The organism is Mogibacterium diversum, from assembly GCF_002998925.1.
Lineage (GTDB): Bacteria > Bacillota > Clostridia > Peptostreptococcales > Anaerovoracaceae > Mogibacterium > Mogibacterium diversum.
In genome coordinates, this window is sequence record NZ_CP027228.1 from 1,251,380 (window position 1) to 1,276,719 (window position 25,340).

At 42.5% G+C, this 25,340-nt stretch carries 20 protein-coding genes and 1 tRNA gene; 4 read left to right on the forward strand and 17 right to left on the reverse strand.

Annotation, left to right across the window (positions count from 1 at the left end; translation table 11 throughout):
• Positions 1–11: 11 nt before the first annotated feature.
• From C5Q96_RS05840 to C5Q96_RS05850, 3 genes are all read right to left on the reverse strand, one after another.
• A complete protein-coding gene (locus C5Q96_RS05840; protein ID WP_106057462.1) occupies positions 12–1,673 on the reverse strand; it encodes a glutamine--tRNA ligase/YqeY domain fusion protein in 1,662 nt (553 codons plus the stop codon).
• Positions 1,674–1,859: 186 nt separating this feature from the next.
• A complete protein-coding gene (locus C5Q96_RS05845) occupies positions 1,860–4,313 on the reverse strand; it encodes an ABC transporter ATP-binding protein/permease (RefSeq protein WP_106057463.1) in 2,454 nt (817 codons plus the stop codon).
• Between the two features lie 2 nt (positions 4,314–4,315).
• Positions 4,316–6,994, reverse strand: coding sequence for an ABC transporter ATP-binding protein/permease (locus tag C5Q96_RS05850; protein ID WP_106057464.1), 2,679 nt, complete (start codon positions 6,992–6,994; stop codon positions 4,316–4,318).
• A gap of 231 nt (positions 6,995–7,225) precedes the next feature.
• Here C5Q96_RS05850 and C5Q96_RS05855 point away from each other — a divergent pair.
• Positions 7,226–7,299 (forward strand) — tRNA-Gly (locus tag C5Q96_RS05855).
• 491 nt (positions 7,300–7,790) lie between these two features.
• Here the strand turns inward: C5Q96_RS05855 and C5Q96_RS05865 are convergent.
• From C5Q96_RS05865 to C5Q96_RS05890, 6 genes are all read right to left on the reverse strand, one after another.
• A complete protein-coding gene (locus tag C5Q96_RS05865) occupies positions 7,791–8,393 on the reverse strand; it encodes a hypothetical protein (protein ID WP_158696704.1) in 603 nt (200 codons plus the stop codon).
• Between the two features lie 90 nt (positions 8,394–8,483).
• A complete protein-coding gene (fumC, locus tag C5Q96_RS05870; RefSeq protein WP_106057467.1) occupies positions 8,484–9,857 on the reverse strand; it encodes a class II fumarate hydratase in 1,374 nt (457 codons plus the stop codon).
• Positions 9,858–10,115: 258 nt separating this feature from the next.
• The gene (locus C5Q96_RS05875; protein ID WP_158696705.1) at positions 10,116–10,859 is read right to left on the reverse strand and encodes a ComF family protein; all 744 of its coding nucleotides are present in this window, start codon (positions 10,857–10,859) and stop codon (positions 10,116–10,118) included.
• A gap of 92 nt (positions 10,860–10,951) precedes the next feature.
• Positions 10,952–11,404, reverse strand: coding sequence for a hypothetical protein (locus C5Q96_RS05880; RefSeq protein WP_106057469.1), 453 nt, complete (start codon positions 11,402–11,404; stop codon positions 10,952–10,954).
• Positions 11,405–11,541: 137 nt separating this feature from the next.
• Positions 11,542–13,764 (reverse strand): SF1B family DNA helicase RecD2, encoded by a 2,223-nt coding sequence (gene recD2, locus C5Q96_RS05885; RefSeq protein ID WP_106057470.1) that lies wholly within the window; start codon positions 13,762–13,764, stop codon positions 11,542–11,544.
• A 96-nt stretch (positions 13,765–13,860) separates the two neighbouring features.
• On the reverse strand, positions 13,861–14,820 hold the full coding sequence (locus C5Q96_RS05890; protein WP_106057471.1) for a 3'-5' exoribonuclease YhaM family protein: 960 nt from the start codon (positions 14,818–14,820) through the stop codon (positions 13,861–13,863).
• Between the two features lie 130 nt (positions 14,821–14,950).
• On the opposite strand from C5Q96_RS05890, the gene hydF reads away from it, so the two are divergent.
• Both hydF and nadE read left to right on the forward strand, forming a co-directional pair.
• The gene (gene hydF, locus C5Q96_RS05895; RefSeq protein WP_106057472.1) at positions 14,951–16,165 is read left to right on the forward strand and encodes a [FeFe] hydrogenase H-cluster maturation GTPase HydF; all 1,215 of its coding nucleotides are present in this window, start codon (positions 14,951–14,953) and stop codon (positions 16,163–16,165) included.
• A gap of 9 nt (positions 16,166–16,174) precedes the next feature.
• A complete protein-coding gene (gene nadE, locus C5Q96_RS05900; RefSeq protein WP_106057473.1) occupies positions 16,175–16,912 on the forward strand; it encodes an NAD(+) synthase in 738 nt (245 codons plus the stop codon).
• 109 nt (positions 16,913–17,021) lie between these two features.
• Here nadE and hisC read toward each other — a convergent pair whose 3' ends face one another.
• From hisC to rd, 3 genes are all read right to left on the reverse strand, one after another.
• Entirely contained in the window at positions 17,022–18,086 is a 1,065-nt protein-coding gene (hisC, locus tag C5Q96_RS05905) for a histidinol-phosphate transaminase (protein WP_106057474.1), read from the reverse strand.
• Between the two features lie 2 nt (positions 18,087–18,088).
• Positions 18,089–18,406 (reverse strand): YerC/YecD family TrpR-related protein, encoded by a 318-nt coding sequence (locus tag C5Q96_RS05910; protein WP_106057475.1) that lies wholly within the window; start codon positions 18,404–18,406, stop codon positions 18,089–18,091.
• A 199-nt stretch (positions 18,407–18,605) separates the two neighbouring features.
• Positions 18,606–18,770 carry a rubredoxin gene (gene rd / locus C5Q96_RS05915; RefSeq protein WP_106057476.1) on the reverse strand — a complete coding sequence of 55 codons (165 nt, stop codon included), beginning with the start codon at positions 18,768–18,770 and terminating at the stop codon, positions 18,606–18,608.
• Between the two features lie 213 nt (positions 18,771–18,983).
• Here rd and C5Q96_RS05920 point away from each other — a divergent pair, with 213 nt between their 5' ends.
• On the forward strand, positions 18,984–19,670 hold the full coding sequence (locus C5Q96_RS05920) for a TIGR01906 family membrane protein (RefSeq protein ID WP_106057477.1): 687 nt from the start codon (positions 18,984–18,986) through the stop codon (positions 19,668–19,670).
• Here the strand turns inward: C5Q96_RS05920 and C5Q96_RS05925 are convergent.
• From C5Q96_RS05925 to C5Q96_RS05945, 5 genes are all read right to left on the reverse strand, one after another.
• A complete protein-coding gene (locus C5Q96_RS05925; RefSeq protein WP_106057478.1) occupies positions 19,667–20,209 on the reverse strand; it encodes a hypothetical protein in 543 nt (180 codons plus the stop codon). The genes C5Q96_RS05920 and C5Q96_RS05925 overlap by 4 nt on opposite strands.
• 19 nt (positions 20,210–20,228) lie before the next feature.
• Positions 20,229–20,771: a hypothetical protein gene (locus tag C5Q96_RS05930; protein WP_106057479.1), complete on the reverse strand. Its 543-nt coding sequence runs from the start codon at positions 20,769–20,771 to the stop codon at positions 20,229–20,231.
• 19 nt (positions 20,772–20,790) lie between these two features.
• Positions 20,791–21,342 carry a hypothetical protein gene (locus C5Q96_RS05935; protein WP_106057480.1) on the reverse strand — a complete coding sequence of 184 codons (552 nt, stop codon included), beginning with the start codon at positions 21,340–21,342 and terminating at the stop codon, positions 20,791–20,793.
• A 7-nt stretch (positions 21,343–21,349) separates the two neighbouring features.
• A complete protein-coding gene (locus tag C5Q96_RS05940) occupies positions 21,350–23,848 on the reverse strand; it encodes a MucBP domain-containing protein (RefSeq protein ID WP_106057481.1) in 2,499 nt (832 codons plus the stop codon).
• A 292-nt stretch (positions 23,849–24,140) separates the two neighbouring features.
• Positions 24,141–25,337, reverse strand: a complete 1,197-nt coding sequence (locus C5Q96_RS05945) for a DHHW family protein (RefSeq protein WP_106057482.1) — start codon at positions 25,335–25,337, stop codon at positions 24,141–24,143.
• Positions 25,338–25,340 lie beyond the last annotated feature (3 nt).

Consider the following 25,340-nt stretch of genomic DNA (forward strand, 5'->3'; position numbering starts at 1 on the left):
TACAGTAATCTCTATTTCTTCCAGGAGCTCTTGAGACTTACGATGCTGTTAAACACCTTCTCGTCATCAGTCGTTAGCTCGCTATCCGCAATATAATACCCCTTGCGGAAGAACTGAAATCTCTCGCCAGCTTTGACATCAGAAACTGATGGTTCAGCATAGCCCCAGGTCTCGTGTAGCGAATCAGGATTTAGCTCTAGATTGCCTTCCTCATCTTCAATCATGAGTGTCTGATACTCTCGTATCTTAATCTTCACTGCTGTAGAAGCCTCTACGAAATGAATTGTGCCCTTTACCTTGCGATTTCCGCCTTCGGTTCCACTCTTAGTCTCTGGATCGTAAGTGCAGAGCAGTTCCTTGATGGAGCCATCTTCGTTCTTAACAACCTCGTTGCACGTGATAAAATAACCGCCCTTAAGTCTAACCTCGTTGCCAGGGAATAGCCTGAAATACTTCTTGACAGGCACTTCCATGAAATCATCTCCGTCTATCCATAGTTCACGACCAAACGGAATTTCTCTCTCTCCAAGTTCAGGAACATTTCTATTGTTCTCAACCTCGCAAGTCTCAATCTGCCCTTCTGGATAGTTTGTAATCACTACCTTAATCGGATTCATTACGACATTACGAGCAGCAACCTTAAACTGGAGATCATCACGCACGCTAGTCTCGAGCTGTGCAAAGTCAACTGTCGAGTTGGACTTAGCTACACCGATATCATCGCAGAAGCTTCTGATTGCCTCTGGTGTATATCCACGTCTTCTAATGCCCGCAATTGTAGGCATACGTGGATCATCCCATCCTGAAACAGTACCTTCATCAACGAGCTTCTTGAGATATCTCTTACTCATAAGCATATTGGTGATGTTGAGCCTTGCGAACTCAATCTGTCTTGGCTGTGGATTCCAAAACCCAACTTCATTAAGCACCCAATCGTACAGTGGTCTATGATCCTCGAACTCGAGCGTACAGATGGAATGTGAAATCCCTTCAATCGCATCTTCAATCGGATGAGCGAAATCATACATAGGATATATGCACCATTTATCACCGGTGTTGTGGTGAGTAGCATGTGCAACTCTATATATAATAGGATCTCGCATATTTATATTAGGTGAGCTCATATCAATCTTGGCACGAAGCACCGCCTCACCGTCACCATACTTCCCAGCTCTCATATCTTCAAATAGAGCTAGGTTTTCCTGAGCTGTTCGATTTCTATATGGACTCTCCTTGCCAGGTTCAGTGAGAGTTCCTCTGTACTCCTTCATCTGCTCAGCTGTGAGCTCGCAGACATAAGCCTTGCCCTTCTTGATGAGCTGAACCGCAGCGTCATACATAGTGTCGAAGTAATCAGAAGCCCACCTCTTCTCATCCCACTCGAAGCCGAGCCAACGCACATCCTCCTCAATTGAATTTACGTATTCCATATCCTCCTTTACAGGATTGGTATCATCGTATCTGAGGTTGCATTTCCCGCCATATTTCTTAGCCGTTCCGAAGTTAAGGCAAATGGACTTAGCGTGTCCAATATGCAGATATCCGTTAGGTTCCGGTGGAAACCTCGTATACACCTCTTGGTACTTACCCTCCGCTAAATCCTCATCTATCATGTTGTGAATGAAATTGCTTCTCATCGTAGTTTCTAGTGAATGCTCTTTATCGGTAGCCATCATTGCCCTCCTCGGCTTAGTTTAGTGCATGTTCGCCAAGTCACGAACGCTAACCTTCACTCGGTTACCCGATGCGTCCACAACTTGGCGAATGCGTTAATTTTATTAAAATTATATCATAATCATGCAGTTTTCAAAAGGTGGAGCAACCCATAAGCCTTAAAAACACTGTGTAGATTATGTGGTCTAGATATCCACCCTTGCCAATATCGCTGCCGGTGTCTTGCGCATCGTCTGGAAGACCGGCATCAATCCAACTATTAGGTTAAACAGCATGAGAACAAGGAATGACAGTACGGCTACCCAAGGAGCAATATAGAACTTCGCTCCAAGTAGCGCTGTTGTATGGCTGAGCACGTAATAAGCGCCCGCTATACCAGGAATAGCTGTAATCGCCGTGATTACTGCAATCTCTCCTATGAACATCTTATATATGTCGCGTTTCTTGAGCCCGATGGCTCTCATTGTGCCAACTTCCTTAATTCTAGAGAGGAATGACGACCTAAGCATCAAGAAGAGCTCTATTAGCGCAACTAAGATGATAATCCCCGCTGCAGTGAATGTGCTTCTGATATTCTGTGCTTCTGAAAGCTCATACTTCTCCTTATCACGGTCATAGTTGATTTGCACCGAATAACCCTGCTCAGTAAGTTTGTCAGCAAGCACACCTGGTTCATCCGAGTACACGGATACAACTCTCTGCTTTGATATATATCCTAGCAGGATTGTGTGATTAGTCGTGTAGTACGCATCGTCATCTTGTGAATCTGTCGTGTAGTATCCGACTACCTTGAGCTTATGATTGTTTATGTTTGCGGAAATCTCTTTGTTAAGTGGCATATCCTCTTCATGAGTATCTCGCACTACAACCTCGTAATCATTCGCTGGCGCCTTGCCCTTCTTGATCTTGATTGACGAAGGTGCATAAGCATAATCTGTGATTGGATTATCGCTGTCTTGATTGGATCCTTCATTCGCATCTTCTATTGGCATGCTAGAAGGTGCATCGAGTGTCGAAGTTGACTGGCTATACATGAGCACATCCTGGCAGTAGCTGTCTGCAAAGAAAGCAGATGGTGAATTTAAATTCGAAATCCCTGTTATCGTGAATTCTCCGAGGTTTTTCACTTTGATTTTTCGACCAATTAGATCGGATGTCTTGATTATACCGACTTCCTGAACAACTCTCGACTTGAACATCTTGTCCACAAGCAGTTTATCTATGACAATGCCTCTATCGTCAGTCGGAAGCTTGCCCTTATACAGCTCTTCTTCCTTGAGCACACTCATCGGTGTTATCGACGCGCCAAACTGCATCTCGTAATTTGAGCTCTGCAGATATTCGGTAAATGGCATCCTCAGCATCACCTGCGTATTGCCTGTAAACGCGGCTCTCACCCCCTTGGTGTTCCGAAGCGTTTCGGCGAGTGTTGGGTCCTTCTTGGTGTTATTAACAGTTATATAGTTCGCATTAGTGGTGAGAAAGTCTTTTTCTTTGATATCCAGAGCTCCGAGCACATTGCTTACAGCTACAAATGTGAATATCGAAGCGAACATAAATCCTATGAGCAACAGTTTCTTGAGTCTGTTGAACTTCGCAACTGTCTTGAACCCGTTTGTAAACATCTTGATTGGCGAGTACAGCGAGGTGTACCTAGCCTTATATCCTTCAGGCAGATACTTGTCATACTCGAAGCGATTATTCTCGTATATACTGGAATCCATCGCCGAGTAATGGTCATCGATTAGTTCGATATTGGAATTCTCGTCCACAACGTTATATTTACCACCTGTATCTACGTACAGATTACCAGCTCTAAGGACTAGCTTTATACCAGCCTCAGAAAGCCCATCGCTATAAACATCAACCTGAATATCTTGGTTGCCATATGCATCATGTTTAGGCATATCCTTGAGATATATCTTATTCTCTAGTTGATAATCAAGATAGTTATCAGTATCGTTTTCTCTATCGCCGACGACCTTTCCATCCTTCATGTCTATGATTCTCGATGAATAGAACTCCGCTATTTTCTTCTCGTGTGTTACGAGCAGAACTAGTCTGTCCCTCGAAATAGTCTTGATGATATTCATGACCTCGATTGTGTTCGCACTATCGAGGTTTCCAGTCGGCTCATCGGCTATGATGATGCGCGGATTCTTGACAATGGCACGCGCGATTGCGACGCGCTGTCTTTGTCCTCCTGAGAGCGCATCGGTCGTCTTGTTTCTAAACTGATAGATTCCTACTGACTTTAGGCAGTAATTAACACGTTCTTTGATTACATGCTTATCTTTGATCCCAATCATTCTAAGCGCAATTGCGACATTTTCGAATACCGTCATCCTGTCGAGCAGGTTAAAGTTTTGGAAAATATACCCTATCTTAGCATTACGTATCGAATCTACCTTCGATGCTCTCATCTTGGATATGCAAGCATCATCGATAAATATCTTGCCCGAATTAACCTTATCAAGTCCTCCGATAGCATTTAAAAGCGTCGTCTTGCCACATCCAGATGGTCCGAGTAGCGCTACAATGCCGGTCTCCGGTAACTCCAGAGAGGTGTCGTTAATTACATGTATTTCATTAGCTTTACGCTTATTGAAAAACTTATTTACATGTTGCAACTTAATCATTTTTAGTCCTCCTCTCTATAAATATTCATCGCCGACTTCTTGAAAATTTTGCGCGAGTATCTGTTTGCGATGAGAAGCGACATGAGCATAAGCGCTACCGTAAGAATGATGTAATCCTTAAATTCTAGATATAATAGCGCATTTTTAAGCGCTTTTACATTCACCAGACCCTTCGAGGCAAGATAAATGCCCACGAAATCTACCGCAAGTGCAATTGCCATCATCATCAACAATTCGATGCGCAGAATCGCACTCGTATTCTTCCTCGTACCACCGAGAATTCTTAGTGTCGCATAGTACGAATTTCTCGATCTCATAATCAGTCTTATTATCGTATAGGCGATAAAGAACAGCACCACAAATCCTATAGCCGTGAAAATAACCTGAACCAGTTTTACCAGGAACAGCTGTGGTAAAGGATCCTTTGTAATCATCTTCTTCATCGAAAACGTCTTGTATACGCCGAACTTGTCGATTGATGAAGCCAGAGCATTCGCATTGAGATCATTATCTGCAAATACGCTTATCTGATAGTTCCCTCGATTGTATAAGGTGTCATAATCTTCAGGATTTATATATACTCTCGCATTTTTTGTCTCATAATCATCCTTCGAAATTCCGAGCAGCTTCTGTGCGCTACTCTTACTCACACTCTTTGTAGTTTTGAGTGCAATATCCGCGGAATAATATATATTTGAGATTGAGATGTTAAGCGGTTTATTCTGCCATTTTTCGTCCTTGTAGTTCTTAGTCTGATCTTCATAGATGTATGCTTCACCCTTTGGTACGTTAGGATTCGATTCTATAAATGACCTGGCATTGGCCTTTTTCACCTTTTGACCGCTGAAGTCAACTACGGCACTTGATTTTGTGCTAAGTGTGTTCATTACTACTTTTCTCGCAAGAGCATCGCTGCAGTAGTACTTTACGGTTCCAGTGCTTGGGTTGATTCCGGATTTAAACGCATCATCATAAACTATAACGCCCGTCACTCTGACCTTTCCAACTTGAAGGGTTTCTCCATCCTCGTCTCCCATAAGATCAAATTCCTTGCAGAGGAGCTCATCTTTATTCCCCTTAAGCGCATCGTATGTCGTCGTAGACTTGTCTGTTACTACGACTATGTCATTTTCCTGCTCTGGTAGCTTTCCGTACGTTAGGTCCTTTGTCTTTATCTTCTGCCCTGGATAGAGAAGTCCTGTCATAAAGATATTTGAATCGAGTGTAATCCTAGAATCAACAACGGGATCTTCTTTGATGATGCTTTTGACATGCTTTAGCTTTTCAATCTTTGCATAATCCTCATCTGTAAACGCAGAGTTATCTGACTTCTTTACGATTATCCGATCTGCACTAGTGTTGCTAAAGTACTGATTGCCAAGGCTATTGATATCTTGTCTGTGCAGCGACTCTTTCGTGGACGAATACTGTCCTAGCACAGATGTCGCAACGAATATATAGATTATGAACAATAGAATAAACTTAGTCGGTAGATTGAACGTATTCCTGACACCAAGCCTTAACTCGTTCATAAGCCCCATCTCATCATGACGAGTCAATTTAGATGCATTACACTTAGCCCTTTCTGATCGTGATTCAGCTCTCTCAGGAGTATATGATCGTTCTGCTTTGGCTTGCTTTTTTAAAGCCTCCACTTCTTCAGCTTCTCTCTCCATATTTCTAGCTGCTCTACCTCTACGCATAGGGACCGGTGATATCTCATCGCCTTCAAGCTCTTCTTGCTTGATTCTATTTACAACATCGGAATATCTAGAATCTTCTGGCACTTCAAAATCGTCAGAATCTGCCGCTTCAAACTCACCTTCGGAGACCCCAGGAATTATTAGTTCTGACCCTAGCACTTCACTTTCTTGTTCTTCGTTCTGTCTAATCCCTGGATCATACTGCATATTAGCACTCTCCTGTTCGACTGAACTCTGCTGTCCGCTATCCTGTAATTCTTCATTATCTGAATGAAATGCTATTATTTGACGTTCTCTGACCTTCTTATCCTCTATTATCTTTCCGTCATGAACTGTTATTTTGCGGGTGACGAATTTTTCAACCTGCTCGTAGTTATGAGTTACGATAACTACAAGCTTGTCCTTGGAGATTCTGTAAAGCGTTTCAATAACCTTTGCAGCTGAAGCCGTATCTAGATTACCTGTTGGCTCGTCCGCAACTATGATAGGTGCATCTTTGGCAAGCGCACGCGCAATCGCCACTCGCTGCTTCTGTCCGCCGGAAAGTCTCGATGCCTTAGTCCTTCTGTATTCACCGAGATTTACGAGTTCAATAAGTTCATTTACACGTTCCTTGCAATCGCTGTGCTTCATGCCGCACATCAGCATCGATAGTTCGATGTTCTGATACACGCTATAACTGTTCACAAGATTAAAATCCTGGAAAATATTACCGATAAATGTCTTCCTATACCTCTCGTAATCCTCCGTCTTGAAGGCGCTTGTGTCCTGTCCGCCAACGAACATTTCACCTTCTTCGTAAGTGTCTAGCCCAGAGATTACGTTAAGCAAAGTGGATTTTCCGCTTCCACTCTCCCCTGTAATAGCAACGAACTCGCCCATGTCAAGGTTGAGATCTATTCTAGATAGTCCTGTACTGACAGTATCCTTGTTGGTGTAATACTTGGACACCTTATGTAGCTCAATCATGTGTGACATATGTTCCTCCTGTGCTCATGGTTTAATAGAGAACACCTGTTGTTTAATCAGATTTTAATGGGGCAAGTAATTGTTTTCAACAATATTCATATTCATTAATATATTGCTAATAGATTATTAATAATTGCATGCGATTCTTAATTATATGTATTGTGTTAATATTATGATTCATTCATTTGACCAACTCTGCCATTCGCAGTATAATTACATACATAATCTCAATATCTATCTGCAGGTGTAGTTTAATGGTAAAATTCGAGCTTCCCAAGCTTGCGTCGAGGGTTCAATTCCCTTCACCTGCTCCATGCAAAGGAGGTGCAAATGCACCTCCTTTTTGTTATTCGTGTGGAATTGAACCCGAGACGCAAGCCATATAATCGGAGAGGGGGCGAATCTGGGTGTACCATATCACAGGCAAACACCCAGAAAACCGCTGTCAAGGCGCGTAGCCCGCAGCGCGGCGCCGAAGGCGACCTTGATAGCGGGATATTCCCTTCACCTGCTCCATGCAAAAAAGCAGACGGTTCATCCGTCTGTTTTTTTGTATATAACGAAGTGGGAATTGAACATGAGACGCAAGCTATACAATCGGAGAGGGGGCGAATCTGGGTGTATCCTACCATAAGCAAACACCCAGAAAACCACTGTCAAGGTGCGTAGCCCGCAACGCGGCGCCGAAGGCGGCCTTGATAGCGGGATATTCCCTTCACCTGCTTTCTGTTATTACAACACCCTCCCCACTGAACCATTCAGTAGGGAGGGTGCTACAGTCTGTATTTCTTATGTGCCTAGTGAATTATTTGCATCTATAATCTCTACGCAGATCCCCGTGTACTCTCTTTATCATATCTCCATACGGATTAAGAATATCGTCGATATCAAATTCATCATATGGAAGCAAGCAGTAGTAATCATTTACACGAGTAGGCTCTGTCACACCTTTACGAGTTTCAGCAGACACTTCGCCTTTTCCGATTATGTGTAGAACCTGAAACTCATCATCATAGATCATTTCCTCAATATCATCATCAGCGATGAAGAAGGTGTATACCGTAAGCTTTTCCTGATAGATGTAATAAATTCCCTCATCGCTCATCTCATATCTAACATTAAGTAATCCCTTAAATGGTGGATTGCTGATTAAGTTGCGCTGTCTTCCTGCCATGAAAATTATAAGTGCTGCTACCCAAATCGACACATGTAGATACCACTGCGGAACATTCGCATGCTTAATCGTGTAATAAAGCATTCCCAGAATTATTGCAGCCCCTAGTATAAGAGTCACACCTACAGCGCTGTTCTGCTTCCTTCGTGTAGGATGCGCTTCTGCCCATCTATTGCAGAGCATCTTTATCATCGGTAGCTGGCAATAATATATATCACGTTCGTTGTTTTCCATGTTAACCTTTCTATGCATATAAGCCGCGTGGCCTTTACCAGGCGACGTATCTGCTTTCAAATATTTTTGCCTTTTTAGTAATTGAAAATCTTACTTTTTCGCCCCAGTCATCGCCATTAAATCTATCCACGTGTCGTATTCTTCAGCAGTGAACAGTCCGAGTGAAGTCCCTGCTTCACACAGCGTCGAATTGTCTGCATGCGCCTTCTTTGCAACCTTAGCAGCATTCTCATAACCGATATGTAGATTAAGTGCGGCAGCTACCATAAGCGAACGGTGTGCGTTTTCATCCATCTTTTCAGAATTCACTGTGATGCCTTTTACGCACTTTTCTTCAAGCGAAATTAGCGAATCAGCTAGTAGATTCGCAGATTCTATAAATGCATCTATAAGCACTGGCATGAACACATTGAGCTCGAAGTTACCCTGCGAAGCTGCCAGTCCGACTACAGTGTCATTCCCCATTACCCGTACAGCCACCATCGTCGCAGATTCAGTCTGAGTTGGGTTTACCTTGCCTGGCATGATTGAACTTCCTGGTTCGTTCTCGGGAATTAGAATCTCTCCGAGCCCACATCTAGGTCCGCTTGAGAGCCATCTGATATCATTGGCCATCTTCATCAAATCAGCAGCAAGGGCCTTCAGTGCTCCGTGTGCAAATACGTACGCATCCTTGGAGCTTAGAGAATGAAACTTATTAGGTGCTGTGATAAATTCTTTCTTTGTTAAGCTCGTCAGCGCTTCGGCAGCTCGCTCAGCAAATCCATCTGGTGCATTTAGCCCAGTACCCACTGCCGTTCCGCCGAGAGCGATCTCTCTTAATCCATCGAGCGACTTTAGAATGTTATCGTAGTCGTGCTCGAGCATCGAACGCCATCCGCTGATTTCCTGCCCAAAGGTCATCGGAACAGCATCCTGTAGATGAGTCCTTCCAGTCTTGATGACCTTCATGTATTTTGCTTCTAGTGATTTGAGCGTCACTATCATAGTGTTTAGTGCTGGTAATACTCTATCTTCGAGTACAAACACAGATGCAATGCTCATAGCTGTTGGGAATGTATCATTGGAACTCTGTGACATATTGACATCATCATTTGGATGAAGTACCGCTACGCCAGCCATCTCCTTTGCACGTCCTGCAATGACCTCATTTACATTCATGTTGGTCTGCGTACCGCTGCCAGTCTGGTACACGACGAGCGGAAAGTTCTCATCTAGCTCACCGTTCAGAATCTGGTCGCATACTATCATTATGTAAGAAGCCTTCTCAGGCGCAAGCCTGCCGAGATCCATATTGGCACAAGCAGCAGCATTTTTAAGGTATGCAAACGCGCGGATAATCTCAATCGGCATAAGCTTACCAACCTTGAAGTTCATTGAACTGCGCTGTGTCTGTGCGCCCCACAGTTTATCTGATGGCACCTTTACTTCGCCCATCGTATCGTGTTCTATCCTGTATTCCATTTAGGCCTCTTTTCGAATTAATAGTTGCAAAATAGAGGATAGGCAATGCCACTCGACCTGGTCTTTGACCCCACACTTGCCTTGACCCGAGTTTCCCGGAGGACTTACTTCTAAGCTACGCCATGATCACTACCGTCTCCGCAGCAGCTTACGTGGATCCCTTTGCCCGTAGCTGGCTTGGACTTTCAACCACGAACATGACCTTGCCATATCCTACTTGCTAGAATACCATTTTAAACACCGCTTTACAAACAGCATTTATACTGCCTCCTTTACCATGTCCGCTCCTGCCGCAAACGTCATGACGTCAGCACGACTAACCCCTGCCGCCTTGAGCAGCCTTGCGATTGAATCAACAGTTGCTCCAGTCGTGTAAATATCATCGACTATAAATATATTTTTTCCGAAAATTTTCCGCCTCATCCCTTCATATACCTCAAATGCAGACCTCACATTGTTGAGGCGCTCCTCGGGTGAAAGCCTCTTCATCACCCCAGTGCTCTTGCACCTCATCACAACATCTGCTCTATACTCTATCCCCATTAGCCTCGCCAGCTCCTTGGCGATAAGTGCCGCTTGATTAAAACCTCGTTTTCGCTCCTTAGTCACATACATGGGAACTGGGATTATGATATCTGGATACTCTTCTATACCTGCAGCTTCAAGCCTGTCATACATAATCTCTGCTATTATCGGTGCGATATACGTCTTGCGCTTATACTTTAGGTTGAATATAATCTCCTTCTCGTACATTCCGTACTCGGTGCATGTATACCCTCTGTCAAATGAGTGTCCGTGTTCCCTGCAGTTGTAACAAATTGAGAGAGGATTGTGGTCCCCGAGTAGCTTGCCACATTTGTCGCAGGTTCGCACATTCGCCCAGCTTATATTGTCTGAACAAGACTTGCACAGGCTGTATGGGACTGATGAGTCGATTAGCCTCCCACAGCAAATACAATATAATGAGTCCGGATATATGAGTCCTAACAAAGTATCTATCAATAAAAAAACCTCCTACGATATCACTTTTAATTCTATGATATCGTAGAAGGAATTCCCTTCAGCACAGATTTATATATGTGGCAATCAGAGTTTTACTTTCCAAGGGCTTGTACAACCTCTTTAATCGGTACATCATTGCTACAAAATACAACAGCCTTATCTGTAAGCAATATATAGTAGCAATCATACTGATAGGTTCTATATCCCTCCCTTGAAGTCTCTAATCCGCCGGCAGTCAGCATATCAACAGTTACCCAGCTTTTCTCATAATACTTTTTAGCGGTGATTTTATTAGCACTAAATGTTGAATATGTCATTTCGCTAATTCCATACTTGTAAACATTCTTTCCCTCAACTTTTCCGACCAAATCCAAAGACCTGTCCTTTGTCCAGTCAAAATGTGGCATATTACTAACTCCATGCAGGTTCCATTGAGCAAAATAGAATGTCACTCCCAACCCCACCACTATAATAGCCAGTATTGTTCCTAAAATAATTGATATTTTTTTGTAAAAATTAACTTCATTTCTTCTATCGTAATTCATATCCCTTGTCTCCTTGTAAGTAACTCGATGGATATAACGACTTAAGTGAAGCACGCACTTATGACATTTATGCACAGTATAGCACAGTATAAAATACCATTTTCTATACTTATTTTATATTAAATAATATTAAATTTTTACAAAAGACCGCCCATATCGACTTCCCTGAGCCTAGCCTCAAGCCCAGTATAGCGTTCATCTATTCTGTTGTTATCAATCATCCTATGCATACGCTCCTCTGAGCCAACCAGGATCACAAGCTTCTTACCCCTAGTGATTGCTGTATATAGTAGGTTTCTCGTCGCAAGCATCGGTGGAAATCCTGATATCGGCATAATTACCACAGGGAATTCACAGCCTTGACTTTTGTGCACAGTTACCGCATATGCAAGCTCAAGCTCATCGAGTTCCTCGCTATCATAGGTCACAAATCTGCCGTCAAAATCCACAACCACCTTGGCATTATCATTATCTATAGTATTGATTACGCCCATGTCACCGTTGAATATGCCGCGTCCACTCTGCCTTCCGAGCTGCTGCCATTCCATCTGGTAGTTGTTTCTGATCTGCATGACCTTGTCACCCTCACGGAAAACCTTGGAGCCAAACTTCCTTTCATTTAGCTCTTCCGAAGCAGGATTGATTATGCTCTGCAGCATTTCGTTGAGGCTTGCAGTTCCAAGGCCACCTTTTCTGGTTGGTGTAAGCACCTGAATATCACCATTGCCCTTAACGAAGTCGTAGTAACTTTCAAGCCTTCCAGTGACAAGCTCTTCAATCGTCTCTCTGATCTCTTCTTCGCCTCTTCTGTGCATGAAGAAGAAATCGCTATCTCTACCGCCCGTTTCAGGATATTCGCCACTGTTAATCGAGTGCGCATTCACAACGATGCGGCTCTCACTCGCCTGTCTAAATATCTCCTCAAGCCTAATAGTCGGAACATAATCACTGTTAATCATGTCTAGTAGCACGTTGCCTGCCCCAACAGACGGTAGCTGGTCAGCATCGCCAACTATTATAAGCCTACTATCGTCCTCAAGAGCACTCAGAAATCCATCCATCAGCATGAGGTCAATCATCGACGCCTCATCCACTATGAAGGAATCCTCTTCGAGTGGATTTTCTGCATTTCTGCCAAATTCCATCTCGTTCTCATCCTCCGAGTACACGTACTCAAGAAGCCTATGTATAGTCATCGCCTCAACGCCAGAGGTCTCTGTTATGCGCTTAGCTGCACGTCCAGTAGGAGCAGCGAGAGCTACCGAGATGCCCATTTGTTTGAAAATCCTTACGATAAGATTGATAACCGTTGTCTTACCTGTTCCAGGTCCACCCGTAATAATCGTAATCTTGTTGGTCAGAGCAGCACGAATTGCCTTTCTCTGGTCACCAGATAGCTGAATCCGCTCCTCCGCTTCTGCGGCGTTAATAAGGTTGTCTGGGTCAGCAGCAAGCGGCGGCATATAGCCATTCATAATCCTCTTGATATGATACGTTACGCTCTGCTCCGCTTGATAGAAGAAATGCTGGTACACCACAGGTACACCATCAAGTGAATCTAGCTCAATTTCTCCCGCAAAGGCAAGCGTTGTAAGGTTTTCCTCGATTAACTCACTCGATATATCCAGTAACTTTATTGCGCTCTCAAGCAAAATATCCTTAGGTACATAAGTGCTGCCACTATTCGAAAAAACCGACAGTGCATACTTGATGCCGCTCTGAATTCGGAACTCGCTCTCAGCCTCTATTCCGATTCTATCCGCAATCTCATCCGCCTTATTAAAACTGATGCCGTAAATATCTTCGACTAGCGTGTAGGGATTTTCTGTTACAACCTCGAGCGACTTATCTCCATATAGCTTGTATATCTTAACTGCCTGCGCCGGCTGAATTCCATACCCTCCGAGACCAAGTGAAATCTTGGTAAATTCACGCGACTCCTTGTATGACTTTGCGATTTTCTCGACTGTCTTAGGTCCTAGACCATTTATGGATAGCAGCGCCTCTGGATTTTCCTCGATTATATCAAGTGCGTCTTTGCCGAACTTATCGACAATTCTCTTGGCCATATTAGGGCCTATTCCTCTGATAGCTCCAGATGCAAGAAATACCCTTATACCTTCCGCATCATCAGGTAGCTGTTCCTCATACGCAGATACGTTAAACTGCTCACCATAACGCGGGTGAATCTTGAAGTTACCCTCCAGCTTGTACGTTATCTCGGGATTTATCGCATGGAACATCCCTGAGATTTTAAACTGCTCATCTTCCGTCTCGAAGAGGCATATCGCAAAGCCGTTGGATTCATTATTGTATATTACTTGCGTGATCTTACCGATCTTGATTTCCGTAACTGCCATTAACGCATCCTAATTCGCAAGCTATCGGGCTCTTTAAATCAAGTCATCTAAGCAATTATGACGCCTATCCCGAATGCCGCGTTTTAATTACACTGCCTAAAACGTGCGCTTATACAGCCTTCTATTATCCAGTGGCCACACACGATCACCGAACTCACCGTCTGAAACTCCCTTGAGTCCTTCCTCCATATCGAACATCCTCGCATCGACAATGTCCAGGTAGTGCAGCATCTCTGCCTCTGGGAACAGTGGCTTCTTAGGGCTTCCAAACTCGGGTTCGTAGTGATGAGAGAGTATCATGTGTTCGAGCAGTACCGCCTTTTCTTCGCTGATACCGAGTTCCTTGCAAAGGTCATTTACAAGAGTAATTCCCTGTACGATATGCCCGAGCATCTGTCCCTTAAACGAATAGCCTGGCGATATGCCGTTCTTATCCGACAGAATCTCATTGAGCTTCTCGATATCGTGAATCGCAACGCCAGCAACCAGAAGGTCTCTGGATAGATTCGTGTATACCTCGCACAGCCTGTTAGCACTCATCATCATGCGCTTGATGTGATAGAGCAGACCGCCGTACTCAGCGTGATGGTTGGACATCGCCGCTGGATAGTACATAAGTTTCTCTTTATTGCCCTCATATAGATGTAGACATAGCTTCTTGAAATCCTCATCCTGCATAGCGTTGATCTCACCGATAATATATTCATACATATCTATCGGCTTTTCAGGCGCTGACTTCACAAAATCACTCATCTCTAGATCATCCTCTTCAGTGGCAAGCCTAATCTGATTGATGCGCAGCTGAGTTTGTCCCTTCCAATCAGTCACAGATCCTCTCACCTTAACGAGGTCTCCGACCTTGAGAGACTTCAGAAATTCGATGTTATTCTCATCCACATCCCACTTCTTGGCGGAGAGGTCTCCTGTTGCATCGGTCAGCATCACATCCTGATACTCCTTACCATTCGAGCCAACCTTAATCGAAGTGGCTTTAATCATAAAGAAGTCGGTGATATTGGTGTTCGGTTTTATATCTATTACGTTCACATTTTTCATGTGTATACCTCCTAAATTTACCTTTTGATTATACAACACTTTTCTAGGTGTCGCCACACCACGCGCCCTCCATTGAGGGCAGTTTGGACATGTGGTAAAATTATAGAAATCATGAAGAAAGGGCTTGAAAATGGGATTAAATGATACTCCTTCGGGAAATAGATATACAATCGGATTATTCGGACCGCGAAATGTCGGTAAATCTTCGCTCGTAAATAAGCTTCTCGGGCAGGATTTAGTGCTTACCTCGGACATTGCAGGTACTACGACAGACCCCGTCTCTAAAAGCATGGAACTCCTACCTATAGGGCCAGTCTTGTTCGTAGATACGGCAGGGCTCGACGATGAGGGCGAGCTCGGTCTAAAGCGTGTAGATAAGTCATATGAAGCCCTCAGAAAGTGTGACCTGGCGCTGTTTGTGCTCGATGCGAGCAGGCAAGGCGGTAAATTCTCAAATATGGCAGAGCAATTCCTTAGAGAATCTCGCAAGAGAAATATGCCCACTATAGTCGTGGTCAATAAATGCGAGAGTATAGAAGATTCAGTTTCATACAGAGAGTGCTTTGACATCCCTGCCGACGTCCCTATCGTCTGTACGGATGCACTCAGCGGTTCAGGCATCGAAGACCTTAAGCAGGCTATTATAAGATGTGCAAAGCAGGATGACTCTCCTATCGGTTTAACGGATGGAATCGTCAATAAGGGTGATGTCGTGCTACTCGTCACTCCGATTGATTCTGCTGCACCTAAGGGAAGATTGATTCTACCTCAGCAGCAAGTCATTCGAGATATCCTGGATAAGGGGGCAATGGCTCTTGTGGTCAAGGAGACGGAAGTCAAGGCTGCTATTACTGCTCTCGGCAAGGCTCCAGATATAGTAATCACCGACTCACAGGCGTTTAAGTCAGTGGCAAACGACATCCCTCCTGATATGCCACTTACGTCTTTTTCGATTATATTTGCAAGACAGAAGGGCGACCTAGCGCAGCAGCTTCAAGGCGCACGTGCACTCGATACACTTGAGGCTGGTGACAGAATTCTCATCAGCGAAGGCTGTACTCACCACCGCCAGTGCAACGATATCGGCACAGTCAAGATACCTAAGCTAGTTCGCAAGATTCAGCCAAATGTAGAATTCGACTGGACTTCAGGCGGCGAGTATCCACGCGACCTCAGCGGTTATAAGGTCATAATTCACTGTGGTGCTTGCATGCTAAACAGGCGCGAGATGCAGTATAGACTCGGCGAGGCGGACACGCAAGGTATCCCAATCGCGAACTACGGAATGGTAATCGCATACTGCAACGGAATACTTGAGAGGGCGATTCGCCCGTTTGGAATATAGGAGGATATTATGGATTTTGATGCAAAAAAAGCTGTTGATGCAACCGTAAAATGGATCAGCGATTGGTTTAAGTTGAACGGTCCCGGCTGCAACGCAATAATCGGGATCAGCGGAGGTAAGGACAGCTCGATAACTGCTGCCCTTCTGGTGCAGGCACTCGGCAAGGAACGAGTAATCGGAATCATGATGCCTAACGGAGAGCAGAGCGATATGGACATGGCGCTACTCCTGACTAACCACCTCGGTATAGAGAGCCATGTCATCAACATAGAAGCGGCTTACAATGGTGCAGTTAAGGACATCGAGTGCGCAATTGGCGAACTCAGCAAGGATTCTCTTATCAATCTAGCTCCCCGCCTCAGAATGGCGACTCTATACGCCGTCGGTCAGTCGAGAAATGGCAGGGTTGCTAACACCTGCAACCTTTCCGAGGACTGGGTCGGCTACTCAACTAGATACGGAGATGCGGCAGGTGACTTTAGTCCGATTTCGTCTTTTACAACTGCCGAAATCCGCGCAATGGGCCGCGTGCTTGGAGTACCCGAAGTCCTGATTGAGAAGGTCCCTTCTGATGGTCTTAGCGGAATGACAGACGAGGATAAGCTCGGCTTCACTTACGAAGTCCTCGACCGCTATATCAGAACTGGAGAAATCGAGGATCCTAAAACTAAGGAGCGAATCGATATGCTTCACGAGCGCAATCTATTCAAGCTGCGCTATATGGATAGTTTTAAGTATGAGGGGTAGGGGCAGTTCACATTTAGCTATAATAACCGGAGCCAAAAATACTGGAGCTAGGTCATCGGACCTAGCTCTTTCTTATCTTACAACTTGTTATTAATCAGAATTCCTCGTGCTACTTATCCCCTAGAACCGCCTTTATAACTTCGACAAGCTCATCCATCTGTTCCTTTGTTCCTATTGTTACTCTTATATAGTCATCTATCCTAGGTTTAGCAAAGTGGCGCACAAGTACCCCGCGTTCCTTAAGCTTCTCATATAGCTCTCGGCCACCGAAGCCGTCCAGCTTCATGTAAAGGAAATTTGCCTGAGATGGTAGCACCTCGAATCCTAGAGCATTCAGCTTATCCGCTGCATAGTCCCTCGCCTCAATTATTCTCTGCAGGTTCTCCTGATAGTAGTCCTCCGCATCAACTGCCGCCTCTGCCAGAATAAGTGACATAGCATTGACCGCATAAGGATTTGTCGAATACTGCATCTTGGTCAGATCTTCGATTAGAGCAGCATCTCCTATCGCAAAACCAAGCCTTCCTCCTGCAAAGCTCCTCGACTTCGAGAAAGTCTGCACGACAAGTAGGTTGTCGTATTTGCGAGTTAATGGAATCGCCGATTCAGCACCGAAACCTGCATACGCCTCGTCTATAATCACTACATTATCGGGATTCGACCTAACGAGCTCCTCTATCTGGGTACGTGTGAGTGCGATTCCAGTCGGAGCGTTTGGATTAGGTAAAACTATATTCTTATCTATTCCTATGTATCCTTCCAGATCAAGAGTCAAGTCATCACGCAGCGGCTTAATCTCATAATTTATCTCATGGAGACGTGCCACAACCTCGTAGAAGCTATAGGTAACATCGGGTATAACGATGCTGTCGTTCGTGTCGTTCCAAGCCATGAAAGCGAAGTTCAGAATATCATCTGAGCCATTTGACAGGAACACATTCTCTGGCTGCACTTCGTACAACTCAGCCATCTTGACCTTGAGTTTCCTGCCTGTCGGGTCTGGATAAAGGCGCATCTGCTCCATGTCAGCATCACGCATCGCTTGGTATACGGCAGGTGCAGGTGGGAACGGCGACTCGTTGGTGTTGAGCTTGAGATATTTCCTATCCTTGGGCTGCTCGCCCGGTGTATATGACTTGAAGTCCTTGTATAATTCTCTGATAAATCTGCTCATGACTATTGATGTTCTTCTGTATCTCCGTTTTCTTTAAAATTATTATTTTTATCCAGTACAGTTTTGTACCCGCCCCCTCCATACATAAGGCATTTGTTTACCCTCGTAATCGTAGCGGAGCTTGCACCAGTAAGTTTGCTGATTTCATTAAAAACTCTGCCATCTGTAAGAAGTCTAGCTACCTCAAGCCTGTGCGCTAGGTCTTGAAATTCTTTAATCGTACAAATGTCCTCGAAGAACTTTATGCACTCCTCCTCAGTCTCTAGCGACAGAATCGCGTCAACAAAGTTCTGTAGCCATCTTGATTCAACTTTATTCATGTTCGATACCTCGATTTAATTCAATATAAGATATGAATCTATACTATCACTTTAGCACGCTAAATTCAAACAGTGAAATTATGATCGATTGATAACCTTGTAAGTTAATAACACATTGTACAAACTTAAGGAATATAAAAAGTGCGACGAGATGACTCGCCGCACATTAGTGGTTAAAATATTTATATTGAGTATTTAATTATTCGTCAGTCTCAGAAAACATATCCTTGCTAACGTCGCAAAGAGGGCAAGCCCAATCTTCTGGTAGATCCTCGAATGCAGTTCCTGGCTCGATTCCGTTATCTGGGTCACCAACTGCTGGGTCATAAACGTATCCACAAACGTCACATACATACTTCTGCATATCAATATCCTCCTCTAAAATTAAATCTAATTTTGTAATCAATTGTTTATAAATCGATTGTATCACATTTAATTTAATTGTAAAGTAATTTTGTGTTTTATATATAGAACATTTTCCGGTTTATTTGCTTCACCTCTGTGGCGCGATAGTTCCCTGAGCTTGCAGGAATCACAAAGCAATGATACATTAGACTCTGTAGAAAGGAGCCTCGAATTGAAGATTAAAATCATTGCCATTATATGCGCACTGAGTTTCATGGTAGCTGCACTGCTGACTGCAGCAGATATAACTATGTATCATATCCCAGGGTATTACCGCCACCAATTTGAAGAAAAAGACGTGCTCGGCGACTTGAACCGCAATATAGATATGGACAACGTGATGTCTGCGTTTAGCGAGATGATGGAGTATCTGCGCGGAAATCGCTCTAATCTGAATATCGAGGTGACTGCCGATGGTACTCGGCAGGAGTTTTACACTGCGCGAGAAAAGGTTCATCTTAGGGATGTGCGTGCCATCTTCCTCAAAGCTTATCTGGTAAGGCTGATAGCCACTCTAATATTCTTTATCTCTCTCATCTGTATTTTTATTTACTATAAATACAGAGCATCTTACCGTTCATCAATTTGCAAGACATTCATCAATACATGCACAATTACAAATGCCGCCTTCCTGCTGGTAGTCGGAATAGCGGCTGTAAATTTCGATAAAGCATTTATGATATTTCATAAGGTGCTATTTGCAAATAATTACTGGAAGCTTAACCCGAACGAGAGCGACCTCATCAACTTACTGCCACAGTCGTTCTTCGAGCATACGGCACTCGTGATATGCGGAATCTACTTTGTCATGGTTTCGATTGCTGTGTTTGTGACGTTGAAATTGCGACCCCGAAGCTAATTGAATCGCTTATAGTACTTCTTGTTGAACTGCTTCTGCAGGTTGATTCGTGGTTTGCGATTGACGTTGGCTTCGACAATGAACCCGAAGTTATTGTATATGTCTTTGTAAAGTGCATCCTGATCTACAGTCTTGATATCTATTTTATCATGTCCAACCGATGAGTCATAGACGAGGGTTAGATTAAAGGCATCATCGAAATAGTAGCTCTTATACGTGACATCATAATAACCAAATCGAAGTTCTGTTTCTCCTAGATCGCAACTTAAGATAGCTTGTTCACTATCTGTATAATTATTGCAAATGGTAAAACCGCCGTCTTCTCTATACCGTATATTTTTCTTGTCAGGCTTATAGATAACGTTCATATTTTCTAATGCCATTGCCAGCTCTGGGCGTGTTCCCCCCTTATGCTCCATGTTGTGGGCATAGTAAACTGAGTATTTCCTGAGATTGTAGTCGATGTATAGGTTAGCAATTATGAATATAAAGCACATAGAAATGCTTATAACAGTTCCAATTATAATTCTCTTCTTCATTGAAATTCACACCTTCCCATTAGTTGAATCGCTTATAGTACTTCTTGTTGAATTCTTTCTGCATATTGATTAGAGGCTTGCGATTGACGTTGGCTTCGACGAGGAAGCCGAAGTTCTTGTATATGTCTTTGTAAAGAGAATCCTGATCTACCGTCTTGATATCTATTTCATCTAACCCTGTTGAGCTATCATATCCATATTCTAATCTGAAGGCTTCATCAAAAAAATAGTCTTTATCCACAACGTCATAAAATATATATCTACTTTTTTCTTCTGAAACACCATACTTTATGATAACTCGCTCACTATCTGAAAATGTATTATAAATGATAAAACCGCCATCGTCCCTATACCGTATATTCTTCTTGGTAGGCTTATAGATAACGTCCATATTTTCTAATGCCATTGCCATCTCAGGATGTGTTCCATCCTTATGCTCCATGTTATGGGCATAGTAAACTGAGTATTTTCTGAGGTTGTAGTCTATGTATAGGTTAGCAATTATGAATATAAAGCACATAGAAATGCTTATAACAGTTCCAATTATAATTCTCTTCTTCATCGAAATTCACACCTTACCATTAGTTGAATCGCTTATAGTACTTTTTGTTGAACTGTTTCTGCAGGTTGATTCGTGGTTTGCGATTGACGTTGGCTTCGACAAGGAAGCCGAAGTTCTTGTATATGTCTTTGTAAAGAGCTTTTTGATTGATTGTTTTGGGATTCATGCGATCCAAGCTCTTTGATTTATCACGGAAATAAATCAGGGTAAACGATTCATCAAATTCATAATTCACATTTATATTGTCATAGTAAGAATACTGTCCTTTCTCATGGGTTCTATTAAATGTGATTGTTGGAACTAGATTTCCTATGCTATTCTTGTGATTATATATCATATGTCCACCATCTGTTCGATACTCTATTCCTTTTATATCAGGTTCATATACTAAATCGTAGTTTTCTAATACCATGGCCATCTCAGGATGTGTTCCCTCCTTATGCGCCATATTGTGGGCATAGTAAACGGAATATTTTCTGAGATTATAATCTATGTATAGGTTTGCAACTATTAATAATATCCCCATAATTAGCACTACTATACTAATGCCTATTATTCTATTTTTATTCATGCTTAATCTACTTCCTTTTAAATAATTTTTTCAGCTTATTTGTCAGCTTAGATACAATTTTCTTTTTTTGTTTTGCTATATACTTTTTTGCTGTCCTTAATATTTTTATGCACTTATTTTTCGCTACATTAGTTAATTTCTTTATTACCTTTACGCTATTTCTTATACCTTTTTTTACACTACGAATTACTCTAGTTGCTCGTGCCTTTATATTTTTTATTCTTTCACCAATAAACGAATGGCTTATTTTCTTTTTATAAATCTTAATAGCCTTTTTTAGTATTTTACGCTTATTCTTTTTAGCAGCATTTATTTTTTTAATTGCTTCCTTATCTTTTTTTATATATACAAAGTATATTAGTAGCCCAAAACCACCTATTGATAATGTTGCAGAAAAATTATTTAAAAACAATTGCTCATCAGCCGTTACCCCGGGTCCTGCTTGTTTTTCCAAAATTTCTTTGAAAAACTTATCCCTTTTTTCATCAAGATTATCCTGGCTGTAGTAGTCTATTATGCTTTTGCTATATAGCTTCCCTTTATATTTTGGATGATATTTTAGGATGAATGCGTCTTTATCAGATCTCAAATCCTTTTCGTCCAGATGTGTCCAATAATCGCCTGTATAAGAATTTAGATAAAAGAACTTATCTTTTCCTGTAACTGCATATGGTCCAGCTGCTAGCACCTTTTTAAACTTCTTTATTATCTTACTTTTTTCATAACTCACTAAAGGTCTTCTTGCTCTCGCTATTGTAAGTTCTTTTATTTCATAAACTGTTATTGGCAAAGTTGCTAGACCCTTTGTAAGCTCTTTTAGTATACTACTTCTTTCATAGCTCCCTAACGGAGATGCCATATGTGGAAAATCTATCTTGTATATATTTTGTTTGTTGGTGTCTGCTAGGAGATCTCTGCCTTTTAAATATGTATTTCTCCCAATATGTGGTTTTTTAAGACTGTTAGCCTGATTTTGAAGAAGATCTTCATCATAAGATGGATATATTATCGCATTTGCAACTTCATGATTTATCTTATCCCTATTATTCCCGTATTTCTTTCTAGCATTCTTCTCTACCTCTTTGAGGTATTGTATAAATACCCTCTTTTCCTCCGCAGTCATTCCTGTATTTACTAGGAATGGGTCTTTTTTAGATGACTTAGGTTTGGCATATGATTTAGCACTGCTGCTAGTTACCCCTTTATATGTTCTGTTAGTTTTTACAGTATTACTCTGTATGCTTCTTCTAGTTCTTCTTGCACGATTTTGTGGTGCTGCTTTGTTAGCTGTGCTTTCCTGCACTGGATTTTTCCTATATACAAAGCGGATTATCGGTTTGTTTATATTACTTATATCCTTTTGTACACCAATTAAGCTGTAGTTTAGTATATCTGCTTTATCTATCCTATAGCTATATCCAGTTATCCCTTTTAGATTTGCAGCCTGCTTTATAGGGGTTCCTTGTTCATCTATATACTCTACCCTTATATGCTGATTAACCTTTGTTTCTAATTTTGCCTGCAAGCTGCTACCGAACAGGGCATACCTTACTGCCATTGAATAATTAAAGGAGTTACCATATCTTGGTGGTGCAGGAGAATAGAATGTATAGTTAAATGCAGACAGGAATCCAGCACCTAGGTAACCTCCTCTTGGCAAATCCTTGGAACCATTTAGTCCTACTGTCCCAGGCGTAACATCATAGATAATATCGTTATCCTTTACAAGGTTAGATGCGCTTGGTATTAGTTCAGCTAGATTTGCAAGGTCAGTAGATACACCTTGAGCTGTATCTATATCTGAAGATATAAAGCTCAGTACTACTTGGTTCTCATCCATAGTACCGTGCTTTACTATTTTGTAGTTAATAGAAATGTTATTGGCATTATTATATAAGACCGATATAGAGTTCCCGATGGCATTAGGAAAGAACTGCTCTCCTGAGAAGCCTATTCCTCTAATGCTTCCGTGCCTATTTAATCCGGAGTTAGCTTCCCAATCGTCTTTATCTGAATCTTCAATCTCCCAGATTAAATCTAGGTCTATTCCAGATTTGGTCTTTCCTACATAAGTTATTCTTCCTGATGATCCGTTATCTGTGCTGAACATTTTAACTGGAACACTAGGTCTTTCAGATCCAAAATTAGAGCTGGAATTAAGATGTCCAACCTCTGTGCCTGATATGAGCTCAACTTCTGTTTTATCCGTCCATCTAAGACCTTCTTCTGTTAGGAAGTTATCGTCCGTAAGATTCTCTCCTATCAAATCAATTTTGATATTCTTAAAATAGTCGGGACCACGAGTACCCTCATTAAAGTCACCAGAAATATTCACACCACTTATGCTGGGTGTGTTATCTGCTGTTTGTTCTGTTTCTTCTGATAAGCTTCCGCTTGCTGCTGATGAATCACCAAGTTCGGCATAGTCGGCTGCCATAACGATCGGTTTGATATTAAATAAAATAATGCAGAATAAAATAACAATAGATGAAATCTTCTTTATCATGATACACACTTCTCCAATTTTTATTAGATATAAATTTTTTATTAATTTATCATATATGATTATATTTTAGCAAGTACTGTATATGAAACACGTTGCTATTTACATCTGTAGTCATCACAACCCAAGCGTCTAGAATAAAATAGCAGAAAGTGCGAGGTTCTGGCCGTATCCGCGGTTTACGCCGATGCAGATTAACAAAGGCGAGAATTGTTTTATCATTACAAGTCTCGCAGACTTTGTATAATCTGCCAAGTAAACGCAGTCTGCTGCCAGCTGCTCGCACTTTCTGTTATTATTCCTGCAACATCATTGAAAGCGAATCATCCGCAAAGAACGTATTCGCATTATAAAGGAACAGCACATCAGTTATTCCTTCCGACGCAATCAAATCATCGACATTATCGAAGTAATATCTCGGATCCACGACCACGATTTCGCGGTAATGCTGCGCCAGCATCGGAATCACACTGTTCGCATACGAGTCCTTAATCAGGAGCAGTCTCCTGTTAGACTCTGTCGGAGTCTTGACCGTGTACATCGGATGGTTGCTGCCTCCGAATACAGTGTACGCATCCTTCTTATCTAGGTTCTTAAGCTGATAGAACTTAGTGGTCTTCTTCTTAGTGTCGCCATAATAGATGACCGAAGGCTTAGCCGCCTTCTTATTCTTAGGCAGATTAATCTTGATACTATCGTATCTTCCACCTGTAAATCCGCTCTTCGAGTACATCGTTCCCGCAAAGTCGTTCTTAACAACCTTACTCTCAAACTCCATCGGCATACCTGCGCCTAGTGCTGGCACAATTGCCTTATACGCGAGGTAAGCGCCGTCACTCGTCCAGTGGTGGTCAGTCCTGTAGTAGAGCTGTACATCCTCTTTCTTCTTATTGAAAGTCTTCCTCACATCGATTGGCTTAATTCCCGACGCCTTGATATTCTTGTAAAAATCATCTATGCTCTTGTTCTGATCCGCCATACTGACAGTTATCGGTAGCTTGTCGGACATGATATTCCCTGCATTTGGAGCGAGAAGGAAGGTCATATTTAGCTTAGGATACTTAGCCTTGAAATTCTTGAGCGCAGTTTCAGCAGAGCTAATTGTCTTCTGATCTGGAGTCACTATATCCTCGATCAGATATCCATCACGAGCTCTATACACGCCGTTAGCTTTGAGCTTTCCTTCAGTCACATCGACTGCCGACTTAACCTTGATAAAAGACCCGCGCATAAGGAACTGATCGTTCACGTAGCTCTCCATCTTGGATTCTAGCCTACCGCCGAAATAGTTCGAAACAGATATACTAGGAAACTCCTGTAGCATACGGTTTTCAGAAGCTGAAAATGACTTGTCTGGAGCTATGAGATTTATAAGGAATACAGCCGCAAGAACAAACACAAATATGACACCGGTATACGCTGCCATCTTGTTCTCCGAACTTTGCTTCAGTTCGGTCTTTATTTCATTTCTAAAACGGTTAATTTTCTTCAAAAC

Excerpts from the sequence above, each read along its gene's own strand:
- C5Q96_RS05840 (WP_106057462.1), bottom strand. The coding sequence starts at position 1,673 with ATGGCTACCGATAAAGAGCATTCACTAGAAACTACGATGAGAAGCAAT.
- C5Q96_RS05845 (WP_106057463.1), bottom strand. The coding sequence starts at position 4,313 with ATGATTAAGTTGCAACATGTAAATAAGTTTTTCAATAAGCGTAAAGCT.
- C5Q96_RS05850 (WP_106057464.1), bottom strand. The coding sequence starts at position 6,994 with ATGTCACACATGATTGAGCTACATAAGGTGTCCAAGTATTACACCAAC.
- C5Q96_RS05865 (WP_158696704.1), bottom strand. The coding sequence starts at position 8,393 with ATGGAAAACAACGAACGTGATATATATTATTGCCAGCTACCGATGATA.
- fumC (WP_106057467.1), bottom strand. The coding sequence starts at position 9,857 with ATGGAATACAGGATAGAACACGATACGATGGGCGAAGTAAAGGTGCCA.
- C5Q96_RS05880 (WP_106057469.1), bottom strand. The coding sequence starts at position 11,404 with ATGAATTACGATAGAAGAAATGAAGTTAATTTTTACAAAAAAATATCA.
- recD2 (WP_106057470.1), bottom strand. The coding sequence starts at position 13,764 with ATGGCAGTTACGGAAATCAAGATCGGTAAGATCACGCAAGTAATATAC.
- C5Q96_RS05890 (WP_106057471.1), bottom strand. The coding sequence starts at position 14,820 with ATGAAAAATGTGAACGTAATAGATATAAAACCGAACACCAATATCACC.
- hydF (WP_106057472.1), top strand. The coding sequence starts at position 14,951 with ATGGGATTAAATGATACTCCTTCGGGAAATAGATATACAATCGGATTA.
- nadE (WP_106057473.1), top strand. The coding sequence starts at position 16,175 with ATGGATTTTGATGCAAAAAAAGCTGTTGATGCAACCGTAAAATGGATC.
- hisC (WP_106057474.1), bottom strand. The coding sequence starts at position 18,086 with ATGAGCAGATTTATCAGAGAATTATACAAGGACTTCAAGTCATATACA.
- C5Q96_RS05910 (WP_106057475.1), bottom strand. The coding sequence starts at position 18,406 with ATGAATAAAGTTGAATCAAGATGGCTACAGAACTTTGTTGACGCGATT.
- rd (WP_106057476.1), bottom strand. The coding sequence starts at position 18,770 with ATGCAGAAGTATGTATGTGACGTTTGTGGATACGTTTATGACCCAGCA.
- C5Q96_RS05925 (WP_106057478.1), bottom strand. The coding sequence starts at position 20,209 with ATGAAGAAGAGAATTATAATTGGAACTGTTATAAGCATTTCTATGTGC.
- C5Q96_RS05930 (WP_106057479.1), bottom strand. The coding sequence starts at position 20,771 with ATGAAGAAGAGAATTATAATTGGAACTGTTATAAGCATTTCTATGTGC.
- C5Q96_RS05935 (WP_106057480.1), bottom strand. The coding sequence starts at position 21,342 with ATGAATAAAAATAGAATAATAGGCATTAGTATAGTAGTGCTAATTATG.
- C5Q96_RS05940 (WP_106057481.1), bottom strand. The coding sequence starts at position 23,848 with ATGATAAAGAAGATTTCATCTATTGTTATTTTATTCTGCATTATTTTA.